Here is a 20,490-nt window from a genome sequence, read left to right on the forward strand (position 1 = left end):
AGCTCTTAAGCGCTTTACTGATAGACCCGTACATAATCTACTTCCATACGCCGGGGCCAGATGGTTTCATCAACACCTTTCTGGCCACCCCAATTTCCCCCAACGGCTAAATTTAGAATTAAATAATAAGGCTGGTCCAGTGGCCATTGCGCCTCTTCCGAACCCAACTCTTTTTTGGTGACGCTGTAATATTTCTGATCGTTGATAAAAAAGTCAAGCTGGTCGGTACTCCACTCTACCGCATAGGTATTAAAATCAGCGGTAGCCTTGGGCACCGGAAGGGTGCCTGTCTTTTGGGTACCTTTAACGTGGTTGTAGGCTTCGGTATGCAGTGAGCCATGCACGACGCCCTCGTTATAACCGACATGCTCCATAATGTCGATTTCGCCGCAGCGAGGCCAGGGCGTTTTTCCCAAGTTGCTTCCCAACATCCAGATGGCAGGCCATGTTCCTCGTCCGGCGGGTATTTTAGCACGCACTTCAATTCGCCCATATTTCCACTCCGCAATGCCTTTGGTGATTAGCTTAGCGGACGTATACTCCCTATTTTCGTGCTTTTCCCGGTGGGCTTCAATAATCAGAATGCCCTTTTCAATGCGCGCATTCTCGGTGCGAGGACCCAGGTAATACTGCAATTCGTTATTGCCGAAGCCGTTCCCGCCCAAGTCGTATTTCCACTTTTTTGGATCGGGCAATCCGGCTTGGTCAAATTCATCGGCCCAGACAAGCTTTCGTTTGGCTGGAGGATCGTTCTCCGGGGTGGCCATTCGGCAGGCACAAAAAACAGAGAGCGCAAGGCCGCAAAAAAGGGTTCGGAACATGGTCAGATTGCTTGTTGATCAGTAAAGACAAGAAGGCGGACTATATAACCAATAAATTTCACAACTATTTTCCAAAGGCCCAGGTCAAAAACTGCGGCATGATTGCACTCCAGGTTTCCTGATCGTGGTGGCCCCCTTCTACTTCTACGTAAGCAATGTCTTTGCCCCAGCGGTAACGCTTGCGTTCCAGCTCGGCAATCAGGTCTAGTGTATCATCGATGGAGTCAATAACCCCGTCGTTGTCGCGGTCGTCGGTTTCGTCCAGTGTCCCGGTTTGCAGCCAGAACTTCAGTCCGGGTTTGTGTTTCCCTTCGCGTATGAGCGCCTGCATGATGCGGTCCGAATCAGAATAAGACTGGTCGAACGGTTTGCTTCGCCACCAGAAAGAGCCCGAAAAAGCACCTGCCTTGCTGAATAGCTCCGGGTGATTCCAAACCAGGTCGAACGCTGAGAGGCCACCCAACGAAAAGCCGGCAAAGGCAGCCTGGCTCGCTTCGCGGGAAGCGCGGTAATGATGCTGGATATGCGGTAATAATTCCTTTACGACAAACTGATCATAGTCCCCGGCTTTCGCGCCACGCCCCATGTAATCGGCCCGGGCGGCCGTACCATACTCCTGAATCCGGTCGCCGCAGTGTATCGCCACTAAAATAAAAGGCCGAATATCCCCTTGTTGGTAGAGTGAGTCGAGGATAGATTTCAAACGCAAACGCTCTAAATCCTGCCCATCATTCAGGTATAACACCGGATAAGTGGCCTTGGAGTTCTCGTAATCAGGCGGCAAAACGATGTCTAACCGCAGCGTACGATTCAAATAAACAGACGTTAACGTTTCATCCCGCTGAATGGTTACGGTGGTAAAGCTGGATGCATCACTAGAAAATGACATTCCTAAAAACAATAAAATTAGACCAATAAGACGCATCTTCCCGAAAAGATGAATAACAAAGTTTGCAAAAAATAAGTAACCTTCCTTGCCAAACAGGAAATATGGTTATCTTTCTGGCAAAGATTCTACTGAATTATTTACCAAAAACAGGTACACTTTGCAACAACAATACAGAAAATGGTATTCGCACCATCTTGGTCGCGATATTGAAATGATGGTCTATGGCCATTGGGGATACCCCATCCTTCTTTTTCCCACGACTATGGGCCGCTATTATGAAGCCCAGGATTTTAAATTAATTGAATCGGCGCAGGGGTTTATCAATAGCGGTAAAGTTAAAATCTACTGCATCGACAGCATTGACCGCGATAGTTGGTACGCCAAGCACCTTCATCCTTCTGTTCGGATAAAAAACCATATGTGGTACGACCGGATGACCAATGAAGAGCTGATTCCGATGATTCAGCGCGAGTGTAGCGTAGACAAAATTGCGGTGGGTGGCTGTAGTTTTGGCGGCTTCCAGGCCCTGAACTTCGCCTTCCGTCATCCCGAAAAGGTGGCTCATCTCTGGTCAATGGGGGCCAAATTCGACATTAAATCGTTTATGGACGGGTATTATGACGACAACGTTTATTTCAATAATCCCCCCGATTATATTCCCAATGCCCACAACGATCATTTTTATCAGATGCGAATTATTCTGGGCACATCGGAGCATGATTTCTGCAAACCGGCTAATTACGAAATGTCCGGTATTTTGAATCGAAAAGGCATTCACCACTGGCTCGACGTTCGTCCGTGGGGCAAACATGACTGGCCTGTCTGGCGTGAAATGTTCCCGCATTATATTTCGCAATTATAACCAATTGCCCAAAGTAGAGTTACTTTTAACAAATCAGGCCTCATTTAGCACACACATACAACGTAATTATGAAAAAAGTCGGAATATTGTTTGGCATGGAGAATACGTTTCCGCAAGCCTTTATTGACCGCGTGAACGAAAAAGACGGCAAAGAAATCGTTGCTGAAGCCGTGTCTATCGACAAAGTTATTCAGGGGGAAGCCACCGAATACGCCGTTATCATCGACCGGATTTCGCAGGATGTACCTTTCTACCGTGCTTACCTGAAAAACGCCGCCCTGACCGGCACAGCCGTTATTAACAACCCGTTCTGGTGGAGTGCTGACGAAAAGTTTTTCAATAACTGTCTGGCAAAACAGCTCGGCATCCCCCTGCCCAATACCGTTCTACTGCCGTCGAAGCAGCGCCCGGATGACACCACGGACCGTTCCTTCCGAAACCTGCAAATGATGGATTGGGACGCTATTTTCAAGTACATCGGTTTTCCGGCCTACATGAAACCGCATTCGGGAGGTGGCTGGAAAAACGTCTATAAAATCCACGATGCAGCAGATCTGTGGCGGAAATACGACGAAACCGGCCAACTCGTGATGCTCTTGCAGGAAGAAATTATTTTCGACGATTATTTCCGTTGCTATTGCATTGGTGGCAAAGACGTTCGGATTATGCCGTACGAACCGCGCAACCCGCACCACCTCCGCTACGCAACCGAGCCAAAAACGACGGGAGAAGCCTATCAGAAGCTCCTGACGACCATAAGAAACTACGTGTTGGCGCTGAATAAGGCCCTTGGATACGATTTCAATACGGTTGAGTTTGCCGTTCGCGACGGGATTCCGTACGCTATTGATTTCTGTAACCCCGCCCCCGATGCAGACATTAACTCCGTTGGACAGGAAAACTTTGACTGGGTAGTGGAAGCGGCGGCTAACATGGCCATTGAGCGCGCCAAAGCCCAGAAATTCGGGCAGGATAACCTGACGTGGGGTTCGTACGTTCAAAGCTCCATCAAAGGCCATACGCTGGCTCCGGAAGAAACGCTGGAAACCACCGCCCCGGTCCCGGTTGCGGAGAAAAAACCCAAAAAGAAAACAGAAAGCGAACCAAAGACTGAGCAAGAAGCGAAGAAAAGCACCAAGAAGTCGAAGGCATAACTACCCATAACTAACTCATCTTCATTGACAATGCCTACGTTCACTTTAGGAATCGAAGAGGAATTTCAAACGATTGACCCGGAAACACGCGACTTGCGTTCGCACATGTCGAAGATTGTGGAAGGCGGGCAGATTGTCTTGCACGAACGCGTTAAAGCGGAGATGCACCAGGCTGTGGTAGAAGTAGGTACCAACATCTGCACCAACATTGAGGAAGCGCGCCGGGAAGTGACGTATCTTCGCCAGATGATTGTCGATCTGGCGGATCGGCAAAACCTGAAAATAGCGGCGGCGGGTACCCATCCCTTCTCCGATTGGCAGGCCCAGTTGATTACACCCAACGAACGGTACGACAAGTTGATCGAAGAAATGCGCGATGTGGCCCGGTCTAACTTGATTTTTGGTCTGCACGTGCACGTCGGGATTACCAACCGCAATGAGGGGCTCCAAATCATGAACGCCGTCCGGTATTTTCTGCCCCATATTTATGCCCTGTCGACCAATTCGCCCTTCTGGTGCGGCCGTAATACCGGCTTTAAATCGTACCGTTCGAAGGTTTTTGATAAGTTTCCGCGCACGGGTATTCCCGATTATTTTAACTCGGCGGCCGAATACGACGATTACATCAATCTGCTGGTTAAAACGGGGTGCATCGACGATGGCAAAAAAATCTGGTGGGATATTCGCTTGCATCCTTACTTCGACACAATTGAATTCCGAATCTGCGACGTTCCCATGCGGGTTGACGAAACCATTTGCCTGGCGGCGTTGATGCAGGCGCTGGTGGCGAAAATTGATAAGCTGCACCGGCAAAACCTAAATTTCCGGCCTTACCGACGGCTCCTGATCAATGAGAACAAATGGCGAGCGGCCCGCTACGGCATTGAAAGTCAACTAATTGATTTTGGCAAGCAAATCGAAGTTCCATACGCCACGCTGGCGCAGGAATTACTGGATTTTGTCGACGATGTTGTTGATGATTTAGGCAGCCGCCACGAAATCGAGTACATCAATACCATCCTTCAACGCGGAACCGGTGCCGACCGACAGTTGGCCGTCTTTAACGAGACAAATAGCCTGAATGCAGTAGTTGATTACATCGTTGAGGAAACTAGTTACGGAATTCGCTAGTTATATTTACTACAAGTAGTTAGTAAAGTACTGAAATTGAAATCTTTCCGTAACAGATATGACTGAAGTAAGAATTGCGATCCTGGACATGAACAACAACGCGCCTAACGAAGGAATGCGTTGCATTTTACAACAGGTCCGGAAGGTCGAGCAGCAAGAACAGCTAAATTTTACGATCCAGGTTTTCAACGTCCGGGCAAAAAATGAATTGCCTGGACTTGATTTTGATGTCTATATTTCTTCGGGGGGGCCGGGCAGTCCGCTCCCTTCCGAAGAGTCTTGGGAGAAACATTATTTCTTCCTAATCGACCAACTTTTTGCGTATAACCGGACTCATCGGCAGAAAAAACACGTTTTGCTGATTTGCCATTCTTTTCAACTGGTTGCCCGCCATTTAGGGCTAGGAACGATTAGCAAACGCCGCTCTACCTCGTTCGGAATTTTTCCGATCCATAAAACGGACGACGGCTACTCGGAACCCTTTTTTCAGGATTTGCCAACCCCGTTCTACGCCGTCGATTCGCGGGACTACCAATTGATCCAACCGGCCTGGAAACGCCTGGAGGAGATTGGGGCCAAGATCGTATGCCTTGAGAAAATTCGACCACACGTTCCTTTGGATCGGGCGGTTATGGCCATTCGGTTTACCAACGAAATTTTCGGAACGCAGTTTCACCCCGAAGCGGACGCAGAAGGCATGTTACGCTATTTCGAGAAGGAAGAAAAAAGAGTGCAAATCATTGAAAATCACGGGCAGGACAAATATGATGAAATGGTTAGTTCCCTCCGCGATCCGGATAAAATCAGCCTGACCGAATCAATCATTATTCCGACTTTTTTACGAAAGGCGATTCAAGTAACCATTGGTAGTTCAGAAGTAGTTAAAAACTAAGCGTATGATTCACGCTATTCGTCAGGCTTATAATGAAGCCTTTAGCCCGGAACGCTACCGGGCTTTTTTAGATCGTATTGAACAGGAGTATCCGGGTAAACTTGACTTTCGGGTGGCCGAAACGCCGGTTTTTGTGCCTAGTGCGTTAAAAGATAAGCTAGTCGAAGCCAGTGAATCCATCATTGATGTCATTACTGCCGAGAACTTTAAAGAATTGACGGAAGGAGCTATTCCCGCCCACCAGCGGGTTCCGCACGAAAACGAGCACACGTCATTTCTGGCTATTGATTTTGCTATCTGCCGGGATGAAACGGGAACCTTGATTCCCCAATTAATTGAATTACAGGGCTTTCCTTCGCTGTATGGGTATCAATCTTACCTGGCAAACCAGTTTCGAGACTTTTATCCCATTCCAGATTCGGTTTCGCACCTCTTCCACGTCGATTCTGACGAAACCTACCGGCAGCACCTGCGCCGTCTGATTGTAGGGCTACACCAGCCAGAAAACGTAATTCTGCTCGAAATTTTTCCAGAAAAGCAAAAAACCCGGCTTGACTTCGCCATTACAGAAGACTTGCTTGGCATTCAGTCTGTCTGTTTGACCAAAATTCAAAAGGAAGGCCGAAAATTATATTACGAAAAAGACGGGCAGCGCTACCACATTCACCGGATTTACAACCGCTTGATTTTTGACGAGCTGGATCAGCTTAATCACCTGAATACAGCCTTCTCCCTGACCGACGATGTTGACGTAGAGTGGGTTGCGCACCCTAACTGGTTCTTCCGCATCAGTAAATACACGCTTCCGCTGCTCAATAGTCCTTATGTGCCGCCAAGTTTTTACCTGGATCAATTGGGAGAATATCCTGCCGATCTGGAAAACTACGTCCTCAAGCCCTTGTTTTCCTTTGCGGGCAGTGGCGTTAAGCTGTCCATCACGAAAGACGAACTGGATGCAATTTCGGATAAACAAAACTATTTGCTTCAGCGAAAAGTCAAATACGAGCCCGTTATTCAGTCGCCCGATGGCCTGGTGAAATGCGAAATTCGGCTGCTCTACGTCTGGCACGAGAAAGACCCTCGTCCAACGCTGCTGACTAATTTAGCGCGTCTGAGCCGGGGCGAAATGATCGGCGTAAACTTCAACAAAAACTTCGATTGGGTGGGCGGCACCGTAAGTTTTTTCGAGAATAGCTTAGCTGTCTAAAAAAAGCCCCGACCAGTCGGGGCTTTTTAACGTCTCAATTTCGTCATTTTCCAAACCGAATTTGGTAGCTCCCGTAGGGCAGCACTGACGTCCGAATGAGTCGCTGGTGACTGTAAATCGGCAGCAAAGCCGCCAAATCAAACGCGTGGCGGCGGCGGTCGAACCGAAGCCCCGCCGTCGTAATGCCCGTCAGGGAAACATAACCGGGATCGATGCGTTCCCCAATCAAAATATTGTTCTGATTGATAAACGTCAGGTCGGGCGCGATTTTTTTGACAAACCCAATCGTCACGATCCCCGACGACCCAAATTGCCTGCCCGCAAAGGTAGTTCCCGCCCCAATCGTTACGTTTCGCTCCGCTGTTCCAACGGTTACAATGCCTTGCACCAGCGCGAAATGGGCAGGAATTGACTCGGTCAGTTGCATTCCCAGGTATTGTGCCGTGACTCCGACGTGCATTTTGGGCGTTATGCGCGCACCTAGCTTGGTGGCCAGCGTGTAAAAACTTTTCGGATTTAGGTTATGAAATCCTACGCCCATACTCCAATGCTTCGTCAACCCAACGTCAAAACGGCTCATGATGAAATAACTGTTCTGGTAGTAGAGCCGGCGGCGTTCCAGGGGCACTGCGGTGGGCATAAACAACAACCGAAAAGGAAATCCGTTCTGGTAACTGGGTACGTTCCGAAAGGTACCTCCGATCAGATCCGCCCGCACAATATCATGAATGGGCATTACTCGATCGATGCCTTCAAAGGTCCGAATGAAATAAGTAGCGCTGTCGTTTTTGAGAAGTTGCCCGCGTAATTGCGAACCGTCTTTTAGTTGAAAGTTATACGTTCCGGGAATCATCGACCGAACGGGCTCGTAGTAAACATCCTGTCCCCAAGCCACCGATACCATCAACCACATCACCATCAGGGAGTACAATTGCTTCATATGCTGCCATTTACGAGTCCATTCGAAAGATAGTGAAGTTCACGAACCCACTCAACTACTTAACCGTTGTATTTTTGTAATTCTAATTTTCCGGTACTGACTTGAATACGATTTTAACGCCCCGACAACTTTTTTTTCAACACGTCGCGCAAACCTCTGATTTTCCACTTGCTCTGGAAATTGAAAAAGCCGAAGGCATCTATTTACATGGCTCCAACGGTCAACGCTATATTGATTTGATTTCTGGCATTGGGGTCAGCAACGTTGGTCACCGACATCCTAACGTGGTAGCCGCCATTCAGGAGCAGTTGGAAAAATACATGCACCTGATGGTGTACGGCGAATTTGTGCAAACGCCACAGGTACAGCTAGCGCAGGCCCTCGCCCAAACCCTACCCGAAACGCTGTCCAGCGTCTATTTTACCAACTCAGGCACCGAAGCGGTTGAGGGAGCTATGAAACTCGCCAAACGCTATACCGGCCGCCGGGAAATCATTTCGTGCTTTAACGCATACCACGGAGCCACCCAGGGCGCCCTTTCGCTATCGGGTGGCGAATGGTTCAAGCAGAGCTTTCGACCACTACTACCCGGCATCCGTCACATTCAACACGGTAAACTGGACCATCTCGCACAAATCACCGAGCAGACAGCAGCCGTTTTTATGGAAGTTGTCCAGGGAGAGGCGGGCGTTCGCGTCCCCGATCCAGCCTACTTGCAAGCGGTGCGCCAACGCTGTACGGAAGTCGGTGCGCTGCTTGTTTTTGACGAAATTCAGACTGGTTTTGGCCGGACAGGGACTTTCTGGGCCTTTGAAAGCTTTAGCGTAGTGCCTGATATTCTGCTCTGTGCCAAGGGTATGGGTGGTGGGATGCCCATTGGCGCTTTTATTAGTTCGCCGGAAATTATGGGCGTTTTCAAGACCAACCCGATTTTAGGACACATCACAACTTTCGGTGGCCATCCTGTTAGTTGCGCGGCTTCACTGGCTACCTTGCAGGTCATCCAGGCGGAAAAACTCTATGAGAAAGCCGAAGAAAAAGGGCAATTGTTCCGGCAACTGTTAACGCATCCCGCCATCCGGGAAATTCGCGGCAAAGGCTTGATGCTGGCCGCCGAGTTTGAGTCGTTTGAGGTCCTGAAAGCAGTCATTGACCGGGCTATTGCCAGCGACAAAATAGGCGTCTTGACCGACTGGTTTCTTTTCTGCGATAATTCCATGCGCATTGCTCCGCCGCTGGTTATCACAGAAGATGAAATTCGGTTGGCCTGTGCGGCAATCCTGGATGCCATTGAAAACAGCGCAAAAAGCAACTGATTTTCAGTGAAACCGATGAACTGGCCCACCAATAAATGACGTTAAAACAATAGATTTGGCTAAATTGAACGGAAAAAACATTGCTGGACCGACCAATTTACCGAACTTAAAACCAAATTTTACCAATCAATAACAACGCCCACCATGTCAATTACCTCCGCTATTGAACTTGCCGGTATTCAAAAAATTAGTGAAGCCGTTGGGACCACGCTGAAAGAAATGCGTGAATTTGCCAAACCTGGCATGTCTACGAAAGAATTAGATGATTTTGGCGGCGAAATCCTGAAGAGTTTAGGCGCGAAGTCGGCACCAAAACTAACTTATGGTTTTCCGGGTTGGACCTGCATTAGTCTCAATAACGAAATTGCGCACGGCATTCCTTCCGCCAAAAAGATACTTCAGGAAGGCGATCTGGTGAATGTGGATGTTTCCGCCGAACTGGACGGTTTCTGGGCCGATAATGGCGGTTCGTTCGTATTGGGGCAGGATATTAACAACCACAATCCACTGGTCGAAAAGTCAAAGCAGATTTTGTTCAAAGCCATTAACCAGATCAAAGGCGGTGTACGGATCGCCGACATTGGCCGGTTGATCGAGATGGAAGCCAAAAAATCGGGCTATAAAGTCATTCGAAATCTGGTTGGTCACGGCGTTGGACGAAGCCTGCACGAGGAACCCTCAGAAATCCCCTGCTATTATGACCGCTTCAATACGAAACGTTTTCGCAAAAACTCGGTTGTGGCCATTGAAACATTTATCTCTACCCGAGCCACTTACGCGCGCGAAAAAGGCGATGGATGGACGTATGTTACGGGCGACGGTAGCTTTGTCGCGCAACATGAACATACCATTCTGATTACTGACGGCAAACCCGTTGTTCTGACGGAGTCCAATCAGATCTGGAATTAAACCTTCTTTGCTTGTTTTTCTTAAGTAATGATTCATGTCCGCCGTAAACGAAAAGCTTGAACTTGCCTACAATTTTGTGTTGCATACTTCCCGGAACGTCTTTCTGACGGGAAAGGCCGGAACAGGAAAAACCACTTTTCTGCACCAGATCAAACAGACTGCCTCCAAGCGACTCGCAGTGGTGGCCCCCACGGGTGTAGCCGCGATCAATGCCGGAGGGGTTACGATTCATTCCCTTTTTCAATTGCCCTTTGGACCGTTGACGCCCGGATCTACCCAGCGCGAGAGCAAGAAATTCAATAAAGAGAAGATCAACCTTCTGCGCACCCTAGACCTGCTGATTATCGACGAAATCAGCATGGTTCGGGCGGATGTGTTGGATGGTATCGACGAGGTGCTGCGCCGATACCGACACCGCTCGGAGCCGTTTGGCGGCGTTCAGCTCCTGCTGATTGGCGACATGCAGCAATTACCGCCCGTCATTAAAGATGAAGACTGGAGTTTGTTGCAACCCCATTATGAAACAGGCTATTTTTTTGGGAGTAGGGCTTTGCAAGATACGCCTTATATTTCCATCGAACTGACGCATATTTACCGCCAGTCCGACGAACGATTTATCAATATTTTGAATGGCATACGGGAAAAGACCGTAACACGAAGTCAGTTAGATGAGCTGAATCGGCGGTATATCCCTGAATTTGCGCCCGACGACGCGGAAGGATACATCACACTTTCTACCCACAATTCGGCAGCGCAGCAGATCAACAGCCAGAAACTTCAATCGCTTACAACCCGTCTTCATCAATTTGAAGCCGTTATTGAGGGTGAATTTCCGACCCACGCCTACCCCACCGAAGCCAGTCTGGAATTGAAAGTGGGGGCGCAGGTGATGTTTATCAAAAATGATATTTCCCGCGAGAAGCTTTACTACAATGGTAAGATTGGCCGTATTACCGCCGTTGACAACGATTTTATTTACGTAAAAGGCACCAACGAGCGAGATGAGATTGCCGTAAGCCCAGCGGAATGGAGCAACATTCGGTATAGTCTGGACCCGGAAACCAAAGAGATTAAGAGTGAACCCATTGGACGTTTTCTGCAATATCCTTTGCGGCTCGCCTGGGCCATTACCATTCACAAAAGCCAAGGCTTGACGTTTGAAAAGGCCATCATTGACGCTTCGGCGGCGTTTGCTCACGGACAGGTTTATGTAGCCTTGAGCCGCTGTAAGAGCCTGGAAGGCATTGTACTGCGTGCGCCGATTCCTTCGCATAGCATAAAAACGGAGCTGCGGCTGGAAAATTTCCACGAGCAGGTTCAGCAGCAAATTCCCACCGCGCAGGAATTGCACGATTCCCGCCGCACCAACCAGGAAGCCTTGCTTCAGGAATTATTCAGTTTTGAGCGGGCCGATTACCTGATTGCCAAATGCGGGCGCGTGGCGCGGGAAAACAGTGGTAGTCTGGATGACGGCCTAAACCCTGCGCTTGAGCAGCTCCAGGAGCTTTTGCGGGAGAAAGCCAGCAAAATGACCTACCGTTTTTTGCAGCAATTGCCAGCTTATTTTGCCGATGACAGCTTACCCGAAGAGAATCAAATCTTGCAGGAACGGGTGCGTAAAGCGGGAGCGTATTTCCAGATGCTGCTTCAAAATGAGTTACTTCCAGCGCTTCAGAACTGCCCAACCGATTGTGATAACAAACAGGTTCGCAGTATTTTAACCGAAGCAATTGTTGATTTTGAGAAAGAATTATTCAGCAAACTGCGTTGCTTTGAATGCAGTAAAGAAGGCTTTGAGGCACTGGCCTATCTGAAAGCCCGCAACCGGGCCGAGCTTGATTTTCAGACGGCTAAGGTTGGCAAAGAGACAGATTCCTTCGATGATACGGGCTCGACTCACAAAACGTTATACAAAGCCCTGGCTAAATGGCGGGACGATCTGGCGGGTGAAAATGACGTTTCCGGTTACATGGTTTTACCCCGAAAAACGCTTCTTGAGCTCGTGCGCATACTGCCTACCACTTCTGAAGAGTTGCTGACGGTAAAAGGTTTTGGAAAAACCAAGGTTAAACAGATTGGCAATGAAGTGCTGGCCATTATCCGAACGTATTGCGATAGTCAACGCATTTCGAAAGAACGTGTGGTGACGCCCAAAAAGAAAGAGCCTAAAATTCCTTCCTCCGCGATCAGTTTGGCGTTGCTTCGGCAGGGTAAAACGCCGTCAGAAATTGCCACGGAGCGGAATATGGCACTCAGTACCATCGAAAACCACCTGGCTCATGCCGTTAGCTCGGGCGAATTAGCCATTGAAGAGGCACTGCCTGCCGAAAAAATAACGCTAATTCGTACCTACTTGGACGAATACCAGCCGACCTCCATGACTGCCGTCAAAATGGCCCTTGGCGAAGACGTTTCTTACGGAGATATTCGCCTGGTTTTCAATGCTATTCGTACGGATTCTGATCAATAAAAGTCTTATCCCAGAAATACAAAAGCCGGACAAGTTGTCCGGCTTTTGCTTTATCTAAAATGCGCTCTGTTAAATTACAGTTGTGCAACTAACTTCTGCTCCAATACCGTTTTTGGTACAGCACCGATTACTTTGTCAACCAGCTGGCCATTTTTGAAAACCATCAGGGTTGGAATGCTACGGATACCAAATTGCGCGGGCACTTGGGCATTCATATCCACATCCATTTTCGCAACAACGGCCCGGCCTTCGTATTCACCTGCCAACTGCTCAACAACTGGCCCAATCATTTTACAAGGTCCGCACCACTCTGCCCAAAAATCCACCAATACTGGTTTATCAGAATTTATAATTTCTGCAAAGTTAGCGTCGGTTATTTCAATCGCTTTTCCCATGTTCGTAAAAAAAATGTTCGGTATATAACTCAATTCATTATACCGGTACAATGCTTTCAAACCCGAAAAAGTTTCACTTTTTTATTCTTATTAGGAAGTGGTTTTATTAAGTATATTTTCTATTTCCTTCTTAAGTAAGGGTAAATGCCTAATTAATATCGACCAGATTACTGTGTCATTAACCGCGTCATAGGCATGTATAATCCGATTTCGGGTATCTACAATCCGGCGCGCATGGGCAATTGGTAAATCAGCCTGAACTTTCAAGGCTCTATTTATTGCTTCACCGATAATCTCAAGTTCCCGTTCTACAGCACGTCGCAGCATTTTATTGTTTTGATAAACAGAAAATGAATGTTGACCCGCTAGATATTCTTCTATTGATTGGACAGCTATCAGTACGTCTAATAGATATTTTTTCAATTCTTCACTCATTCAAGAATTGGCGTTTTTGTCCGATTGACCGATTGGATAAAGTAGGGGTTCTGTAAGGTACTTTCCTCAACCAGTTCAACGGGTTTCCCTAACAAGGTTTCTAGCTCTTCAGCCAAATTAAAGTAGTTGTCTGCATATTCTTCTAAAGGAATACGACTCCGATCAAAACTAAGCAGAAAATCTACATCACTATCCTCAGAAAAATGCTCGGTACAAACGGAACCAAATGCATATAGCCTGCTCACTTTGTGCCGTTGAGCTATTGTCCGAATAGTATCTATATTTTCCTGCAAAAGCGTGTTAAGCATATAGCTAATTATTTAATTCAACCGGCAACTGACGCCATCAATTGCTTCCAGCGCCCGCAATAACTCATTGACGGGAGCCACTTTAAACGGACGCGACATCAAACTCACCTCGACCGGCTCCTCCCGGTCGCGAATGGACAACAACAGGTTGCAGCTTCCCGGATAGGCTTTTACCAAATCTGCGATTTTGGTCACAAACTCATCATTTACGATTTGCAGGTCTAGTCTGACGCATAATTCCTTGCTGTATTTTTGCCGGACTTCGGTCAAAAGCTGCATGGCCGACGGACGAAATTCGTATTGGTCGGAATTCCAGCGGTTCTGAACTTTGCCTTTGATGTGCAGGAAATGGCCAATTTCAATGTAGTTTCCCAGCCGAACGTAATCTTCGCCAAATAAACTCATTTCCATCGAGCCGTTGTAATCTTCCATTTTGAAGATAATGAATGGATTTCCATTTCGCGACTGCCGAATTTGTGAACTCGTAACAATCCCGCCCACCGAAATTTCGCGGCCTTTGTTGGCATCGTCGAGCACTTTCTCAAGCGTGCACGTGCAGAAGCTTTCGAGTTCGAGGCGGAATTCATCGAGCGGGTGACCCGTGATGTAAAAACCAACCACGTCTTTCTCAAACTTCAGCTTATCGATTTCGCTCCAGGTTTGCACATTCGGCGCTTTCGGACGCGGGATGGTCGGCTCACCGCCATTCATCGCCCCAAACAACGACTGCTGAGCGGCGGACTTTTCCGCGTGGTAGTTATTGGCGAATTTGATTAGTCGTTCGATAAAGGTTCCCTGCTCACCCGGTGGCACATCGAAAAACTGCGCCCGGTGGTACTCGCTGATGTTGTCGAACGCCCCCGCGTAGGCCAGCGATTCGAGCGTTTTCTTATTGACAGTCCGCAGGTTAATTCGGATCATGAAATCGAAAAGATCCTTAAACTGCCCGCCTTTTTTGCGCTCTTCAATAATCGATTCAACCGCCGCGTCGCCGGTTCCTTTAATTCCACCCAGTCCAAACCGAATTTCGCCTTTCTGATTAACCCCGAAAAAGCGCTCCGACTCATTTACATCCGGGCCAAGTACCGGAATACCAATGGCTTTGCTCTCTTCCAAAAAGAACGTAATCTTCTCGATGTTTCCCAAGCAGCTCGTCAAGACGGCGGCCATGTACTCCGACTTGTAGTGCGACTTCAGGTAGGCCGTCTGGTAGGCCACAAAAGCGTAGCAGGTCGAGTGCGATTTGTTGAAGGCATACGAAGCAAACGCTTCCCAGTCCGTCCAGACTTTTTCGCAGGTTTTCAGGCTAAGTCCGTTTTTGCCGCAACCTTCCATGAACTTGCCCTTCATCTTGTCCAGCGTGGCCCGGTCTTTTTTCCCCATGGCTTTCCGCAACACGTCGGCATCGCCCTTGGTAAAGCCGCCCAGTTTCTGCGACAAGAGCATGATTTGTTCCTGGTATACGTTAATCCCGTACGTATCACCCAGGTACTCTTCCATTTCGGGCAAATCGTATTTCACTTCCTCGCGCCCGTGCTTTCGGTTGATGAACGTCGGGATATAGGCAATCGGGCCGGGACGGTACAGGGCGTTCATGGCAATGAGGTCCTCAAAACGGTCGGGTTTGAGGTCCTTCATGTACTTTTTCATCCCGTCGGATTCAAACTGGAAGATCGCGTTTGTTTCGCCCCGTTGGAATAATTCGTACGTTTTTGGATCGTCTAGCGGAATGTCGTCAATCTCTGTTTCCACGCCATCAATCAACAGCCCGCCGTGGTTTTGCTTAATTAGCCGAAGGCATTCCTTAATGATCGTTAGGTTGCGCAACCCCAGAAAGTCCATCTTGATTACGCCCGCGTCTTCAATGATTTTCCCTTCGTACTGCGTAATCAGCAGTTCCGATTCTTTGGAGGTCGAGACGGGTAAAATAGTAGACAAATCGTCCGGGGCAATGATGATCCCGGCGGCGTGAATACCCGTATTACGGACCGTTCCTTCTAGTTTTCGGGCCTGCTTGAGGACGTGGGAAATCTTGGCCGAATCGGCCATGAATTTCATTTCTCGAACCGTCCGGTCATCGCCGCTCTCCAGCAACCGCATTTTCCTGACGTTATCGACCTCTTCCGGCTGAATCATCTGCCCCAGCGTATCGATTGGATCTTCGAAAATTTTCCGAAGCGTCATGTTGTAGGTCGGCTTGTCGGGCACCAGTTTAGCCAGCGCGTTGGAGTCAGCCAGGGGTAATTCCATTACCCGGGCAACGTCCTTAATGGCTGATTTAGCGGCCATGGTACCGTACGTCACGATCTGCGCGACCTGGTTCCGACCGTATTTCTGTACGACATAATCGATCACTTTCTGCCGCCCTTCGTCGTCAAAATCCGTATCAATATCGGGCATTGACTTCCGGTCGGGATTCAGAAAACGCTCAAACAGCAGGTTGTATTTAATGGGGTCAATGTTGGTAATTCCGATGCAGTAGGCCACCGCCGAACCTGCCGCCGAGCCCCGCCCCGGCCCAATCATAACGCCCAGGTCACGCCCGGCCTTGATGAAGTCTGAGACGATCAGGAAGTACCCCGCAAAACCCATCGTTTTGATGGTAAACAGCTCAAAGTCAAGTCGTTCCTGTACGTGCGATTCAATCTCGCCGTACCGTTCCTTGGCTCCTGTGTAGGTTAGGTGTTTCAGGTATTCCCATTGGTTCAGTACATCGTCATCGTGAAGCTGAAACTCTTTGGGAATCGGGAAGTTAGGCAACAGAATATCGCGCTTTAATTTAAGCGTTTCAACCTTGCCGACAATATCATTGGTGTTGTCAATCGCTTCCGGCAAATCCTTGAACAGCGTTGACATTTCCTGCGTATTCTTGAAGTAAAACTGGTCGTTGAAGAACGCAAACCGCGTGCCTTTCGGAAACCCTTCATCATCGTTGAATTCCTTCGCGGAAGGCGTACTCATTTTCTCGCCCGTGTTCACACAAAGCAGAATGTCGTGCGCCACCCAGTCGTCGCGGTCTACGTAGTGCGAATCGTTGGACGCAATGATTTTCAGGTTGTGCTTGCGCGCCAGCTTCACCAGCGACTGATTGACCTTAATCTGGTCGGGAATCTCGTGGCGTTGCAGTTCCACGTAATAATCCTCCCCGAAGCGATCTACCCACCATTTCAGTTCCTGCTCACCCGCTTCTTCGCCTTTTTTAAGGATCGTTTTCGGAACAATGGCCCCAATGCAACAGGTTGTCGCAATGAGTCCTTCCTTATATTTCTCAATCAGTGCTTTAGTAATACGGGGATACTTGCCATACAGGCCTTCCATGTAGCCCAGCGAGCAAAGCTTCGACAGGTTTTTATACCCTGTCGCGTTCTTCGCCAACAGCAACTGGTGATAGCGAACGTCTTTTTGTTCTTTGGTGAATTGTTTCTTATGATGGTCCTCAACGACGTAAAACTCACAGCCCACAATGGGTTTGATTCCCTGCTTGGCCGCTTCGGATACAAACTCAAAAACGCCGAACATATTGCCATGATCCGTGATGGCAACGGCGGGCATATTATCAGATTTCGCTTTCTTAATCAGCTTCTTAATTTCAGCCTGACCATCGAGCAGCGAATATTGGGTGTGGCAGTGGAGGTGAGAGAATTGCATTATCTACACTAAATTTCTAGGAGAGTTCCTTTGTAAAAATAGGCAGATAAGGCGAGAACCAAGCTAAAAAAAGCATTAAAAAAGCAACTAGCTCATCTCCAGAACGATCTCCTGAATAATCTCGTCGGCATTATTTTTAAAGCCACCCCGTAAGAAGCGCAGCCGATTGGGGTGGCACATTTGGTAGGTTGGGACGGGCAATTTTGGACTCTCCAACCGGAATAAACGTTTGGCTATGATTTCGCTCCGCCGACCATTTCCATCTTTCCAGAAACCAAATTGCTCGTTCAAATGCCAGCAGTAGTTTGGATCAGTAGTTAAAATAATGACCATGTCTGGTTGTATGACCTCTATTTCCTGACAAAGAAGCGCTAGGAACGCTTGCATCGTATTATCGTATAACTTACCGCTTGGGCGACCTTTATTCACATCGATTTTTGACAAATTGGTGCGAAGCGTTGCCTTTAGAAAATTCTCGACGCCATATGCTTGGCTCAACATTTCCATGAATCGCCAGTAGGGTGACTTGCGCCCAGCGTACTGCGCGTGTTCCTGTTCGGTAAAGTTTGTATACGCTTCCGTCAAACGCCTGTACGTTTCTTCTGCCGCCTCATCAGTCCGGAACGGTGCCCATCCATACGTTTCCATTCCCACGAACAGCAGTTTTTTTGGCGCTTGAACATACTCAGGATACACATGCATCATGAACGGTCCATGAATATGCTCAATCGTTGGACTATTATTCGTTATTAACCGCTGAATTTCTGGAAGTTGGCTAGAATACAAGGCACGAAGGCGCTGATTGAGCGTCTGGGAATCAACAGGTTTTGAAGCGGGAGTCTGCATTTTACGCTCTAAACGATTAAAAAGCTATTCAACTCTTTAAGTAAATTCATTGCCTGCGCTTACGCTCCCGTTTTACCCAGTCCTGCTGGAACACTACTTCGACGGGATCGCTCTCCAGCACCGGATAACTAACCTGTAAATAGGCCGCTTCCTTCTTCAGGGGCAGATAAACGAGTCCCCGCGCCGACTCCCCTGCGGGAACGGTTGTCCGCTTGAGCGCCAGCTCTTTCCAGCGGTATCTTTCGTAATCGTAGCGCTCCATTCGGTCGGCAAAAGTACCGTGGTCAATCATGCGCTTGGCCTGAATCGCCGTGTAGATGTTGTTATGCGTCACCCGATTGTTTACCCACCGCTCCGCCGATTTACGAGTCTGGCCAGAGCTGGACGAAGCCACGTCACTCGCGATAGCCGCCACCATCAGCACGGTATTAATCACTTTGGCTCGCTTTATTCTTTTTTCTTCCCGAATCTGGTTCGCAGCTACGCGGTCGGCCTCCTTGGTCGGATCGGCGGCCGCATAAACGACATAGCCATTATACTGATTTCGTAATGTATCTTTTGCCTTATCTAAAGCGGCGTATTGAAAATCAGCCGGATTGATTTCTAAAGCACGATCGGTATTATTCTTAATTTCGATATCCAGCGCAACGTACTGCATGTCCAAACGCTCATACGAAGCAACCACGGTAATTCCGCTTTTCTCGTCTTTTGTTACCGGACGGCCTTCTATCCAAGCTACATCCCCCGAAACCGGTTTGACTTGGTAGACTCTCGGAGCACAGCTAGCCAGCAGTCCCAGCCCAACCGCCATCAGAGCTACTTTTTTTGACGCATCACGAAGAGAAGTAAACAGTTTCATAGTTGTTCGCATTTGTCATGGTTAATTACTTGGGTTAACCCGTATATAACAGCGCCTTAGCGTACCCGAACAAGGCGCGCTACCAGCCAGCCTACAATAAGTAAAGTAACAATCATCGGCACGTAAACCTCCCAATAGATTGATCCTTTTTGGCCCGAAACCGTTGTAAGCAGCACCAGCATTACATTGCGCAAACCTAGAAAAGTGGTAGCTCCAATGATCGAGATCATGGCTAGATTCTGCAAAACGCTATTGCAATACTTTTCGGGAAGCAAGCTGCGATTATTTACCGCCAAAAACAAAAATACCGTGACGAACGGAAGCAAGACTCCGTTGATGGCCTGCACCGCAACAATAACCGGAATTGGCTCAGCCTCAGCTAATCCAAACAACATGCCGGTGGCCAGAACAGACAACCACACGGCGCGGTAAGCCACCGAGTTAGTTTTCCAGCCCAGCAAACTGCGGGCCGTTACCGAGGCCGCCAGTGGTGCCGTTAGGGACGAGGCAAATCCGGCGGCAAAAAGACCAAACGCAAAAAGCCCTTTTCCCCAAGGGCCCACGCGACCACTCAGCACGGCAGCCATTTTTTCGTAACTGAAATCCCCGACAATCAATAGGCCCGAGAGTAATAACGCCACGGAGATAATTCCCCCAATGATGACGGCCAGCCAAATGCCCAGCCGCATTTCCGTCAACGACTGGCCTTGCCCAATTCCCGAACCCAGGAAAAGATTGTACGGGACAATGGTTGTTCCAATTAACCCATTAATTAGTACGAGCGAACCGACAGGAAAGAGCGGTTTTACCAGTGCCACGCTTACGTCCACGGGTGATACGGGCGCATCCACGGCCACGTACACGAAAGCTACGCCCATCGCCAATACAATAATTCCCAAGAAATTAGCTAGCTGTGAAGTCGTTCCGCCCCAGAGTAAGGCGACGCAGGCCAGCCCCACCGCTACCGTTAGCCAGGTGGTCGACCAGCCAGTGAGTAAGGAAAGTCCGGCTACGGCTCCCAGAATGTTACCGGCCTGGTAGGCCGCACAACCCAATGTCACCGCTCCAAACAAAATCGGTAACACCAGGCGGCTGCGAGTGGCAAACATGCGGGTAATGACCTCGCCCAGGTGCAAGCCCGAAGCAATGGTGATGCGTGCGGCCGGTTCCTGCAACCAGATGGTGCCGAGCGTAGCAAAGGTTAGGGACCAGAGCAAATCCAGGCCGTATTTGGAGCCCGCAATGGCGCAGGTGGTTACGGAACCAGGGCCAATAAACGCCGCTGATATAATGGACCAGAATAAGACACTACTTAGGCCAGAACGTAGAGTAATCGATTTAGGCACAGTCGTTACGGTTCGATGAAGTTAGGAGTCCCGTAATAATAACGCATAATTTTCAACAACTA

Annotated in this window: 18 protein-coding genes; 8 read left to right on the forward strand and 10 right to left on the reverse strand. The window is 48.7% G+C overall.

What is annotated here, in order from left to right; translation table 11 throughout:
* Positions 1 to 14 precede the first annotated feature (14 nt).
* Positions 15 to 821, reverse strand: a complete 807-nt coding sequence (locus L0Y31_RS15555) for a glycoside hydrolase family 16 protein (protein WP_234733997.1) — start codon at positions 819 to 821, stop codon at positions 15 to 17.
* Between the two features lie 64 nt (positions 822 to 885).
* A complete protein-coding gene (locus L0Y31_RS15560; protein ID WP_234733998.1) occupies positions 886 to 1,710 on the reverse strand; it encodes an alpha/beta hydrolase in 825 nt (274 codons plus the stop codon).
* A 157-nt stretch (positions 1,711 to 1,867) separates the two neighbouring features.
* On the opposite strand from L0Y31_RS15560, the gene L0Y31_RS15565 reads away from it, so the two are divergent.
* From L0Y31_RS15565 to L0Y31_RS15585, 5 genes are all read left to right on the forward strand, one after another.
* Complete coding sequence (locus L0Y31_RS15565; RefSeq protein WP_234733999.1) at positions 1,868 to 2,572, forward strand: esterase family protein; 705 nt, start codon at positions 1,868 to 1,870, stop codon at positions 2,570 to 2,572.
* Between the two features lie 68 nt (positions 2,573 to 2,640).
* Positions 2,641 to 3,726, forward strand: a complete 1,086-nt coding sequence (locus L0Y31_RS15570; protein ID WP_234734000.1) for an ATP-grasp domain-containing protein — start codon at positions 2,641 to 2,643, stop codon at positions 3,724 to 3,726.
* A 30-nt stretch (positions 3,727 to 3,756) separates the two neighbouring features.
* A complete protein-coding gene (locus L0Y31_RS15575; protein WP_234734001.1) occupies positions 3,757 to 4,857 on the forward strand; it encodes a carboxylate-amine ligase in 1,101 nt (366 codons plus the stop codon).
* A gap of 58 nt (positions 4,858 to 4,915) precedes the next feature.
* Positions 4,916 to 5,749, forward strand: coding sequence for a type 1 glutamine amidotransferase (locus L0Y31_RS15580; protein WP_234734002.1), 834 nt, complete (start codon positions 4,916 to 4,918; stop codon positions 5,747 to 5,749).
* A 4-nt stretch (positions 5,750 to 5,753) separates the two neighbouring features.
* A complete protein-coding gene (locus L0Y31_RS15585) occupies positions 5,754 to 6,956 on the forward strand; it encodes a hypothetical protein (RefSeq protein WP_234734003.1) in 1,203 nt (400 codons plus the stop codon).
* A 43-nt stretch (positions 6,957 to 6,999) separates the two neighbouring features.
* Here L0Y31_RS15585 and L0Y31_RS15590 read toward each other — a convergent pair whose 3' ends face one another.
* A complete protein-coding gene (locus L0Y31_RS15590) occupies positions 7,000 to 7,896 on the reverse strand; it encodes a hypothetical protein (protein WP_234734004.1) in 897 nt (298 codons plus the stop codon).
* Between the two features lie 110 nt (positions 7,897 to 8,006).
* On the opposite strand from L0Y31_RS15590, the gene L0Y31_RS15595 reads away from it, so the two are divergent.
* From L0Y31_RS15595 to L0Y31_RS15605, 3 genes are all read left to right on the forward strand, one after another.
* Positions 8,007 to 9,212, forward strand: a complete 1,206-nt coding sequence (locus tag L0Y31_RS15595) for an aspartate aminotransferase family protein (RefSeq protein WP_407084079.1) — start codon at positions 8,007 to 8,009, stop codon at positions 9,210 to 9,212.
* 144 nt (positions 9,213 to 9,356) lie between these two features.
* On the forward strand, positions 9,357 to 10,121 hold the full coding sequence (gene map, locus L0Y31_RS15600; protein WP_234734007.1) for a type I methionyl aminopeptidase: 765 nt from the start codon (positions 9,357 to 9,359) through the stop codon (positions 10,119 to 10,121).
* 34 nt (positions 10,122 to 10,155) lie between these two features.
* The gene (locus L0Y31_RS15605; protein ID WP_234734008.1) at positions 10,156 to 12,591 is read left to right on the forward strand and encodes a helix-turn-helix domain-containing protein; all 2,436 of its coding nucleotides are present in this window, start codon (positions 10,156 to 10,158) and stop codon (positions 12,589 to 12,591) included.
* Between the two features lie 74 nt (positions 12,592 to 12,665).
* On the opposite strand, the gene trxA is transcribed toward L0Y31_RS15605, so the two are convergent.
* The 7 genes from trxA to L0Y31_RS15640 all read right to left on the reverse strand — a co-directional run bounded on the left by trxA (position 12,666) and on the right by L0Y31_RS15640 (position 20,428).
* A complete protein-coding gene (trxA, locus tag L0Y31_RS15610) occupies positions 12,666 to 12,986 on the reverse strand; it encodes a thioredoxin (RefSeq protein ID WP_234734009.1) in 321 nt (106 codons plus the stop codon).
* Positions 12,987 to 13,076: 90 nt separating this feature from the next.
* The gene (locus L0Y31_RS15615; RefSeq protein ID WP_234734011.1) at positions 13,077 to 13,421 is read right to left on the reverse strand and encodes a HepT-like ribonuclease domain-containing protein; all 345 of its coding nucleotides are present in this window, start codon (positions 13,419 to 13,421) and stop codon (positions 13,077 to 13,079) included.
* Positions 13,418 to 13,729, reverse strand: a complete 312-nt coding sequence (locus L0Y31_RS15620; RefSeq protein ID WP_234734012.1) for a nucleotidyltransferase family protein — start codon at positions 13,727 to 13,729, stop codon at positions 13,418 to 13,420. Before L0Y31_RS15620 ends, L0Y31_RS15615 begins: the two co-directional genes overlap by 4 nt.
* A gap of 12 nt (positions 13,730 to 13,741) precedes the next feature.
* Entirely contained in the window at positions 13,742 to 17,377 is a 3,636-nt protein-coding gene (gene dnaE, locus L0Y31_RS15625) for a DNA polymerase III subunit alpha (RefSeq protein ID WP_234734013.1), read from the reverse strand.
* Between the two features lie 87 nt (positions 17,378 to 17,464).
* The gene (locus tag L0Y31_RS15630) at positions 17,465 to 18,223 is read right to left on the reverse strand and encodes a hypothetical protein (protein WP_234734014.1); all 759 of its coding nucleotides are present in this window, start codon (positions 18,221 to 18,223) and stop codon (positions 17,465 to 17,467) included.
* Between the two features lie 46 nt (positions 18,224 to 18,269).
* Positions 18,270 to 19,082, reverse strand: a complete 813-nt coding sequence (locus tag L0Y31_RS15635; protein ID WP_234734015.1) for a hypothetical protein — start codon at positions 19,080 to 19,082, stop codon at positions 18,270 to 18,272.
* A 56-nt stretch (positions 19,083 to 19,138) separates the two neighbouring features.
* Positions 19,139 to 20,428, reverse strand: coding sequence for an NRAMP family divalent metal transporter (locus L0Y31_RS15640; RefSeq protein WP_234734016.1), 1,290 nt, complete (start codon positions 20,426 to 20,428; stop codon positions 19,139 to 19,141).
* Positions 20,429 to 20,490: the final 62 nt, after the last annotated feature.

The organism is Tellurirhabdus bombi, assembly GCF_021484805.1.
Taxonomy (GTDB): domain Bacteria; phylum Bacteroidota; class Bacteroidia; order Cytophagales; family Spirosomataceae; genus Tellurirhabdus; species Tellurirhabdus bombi.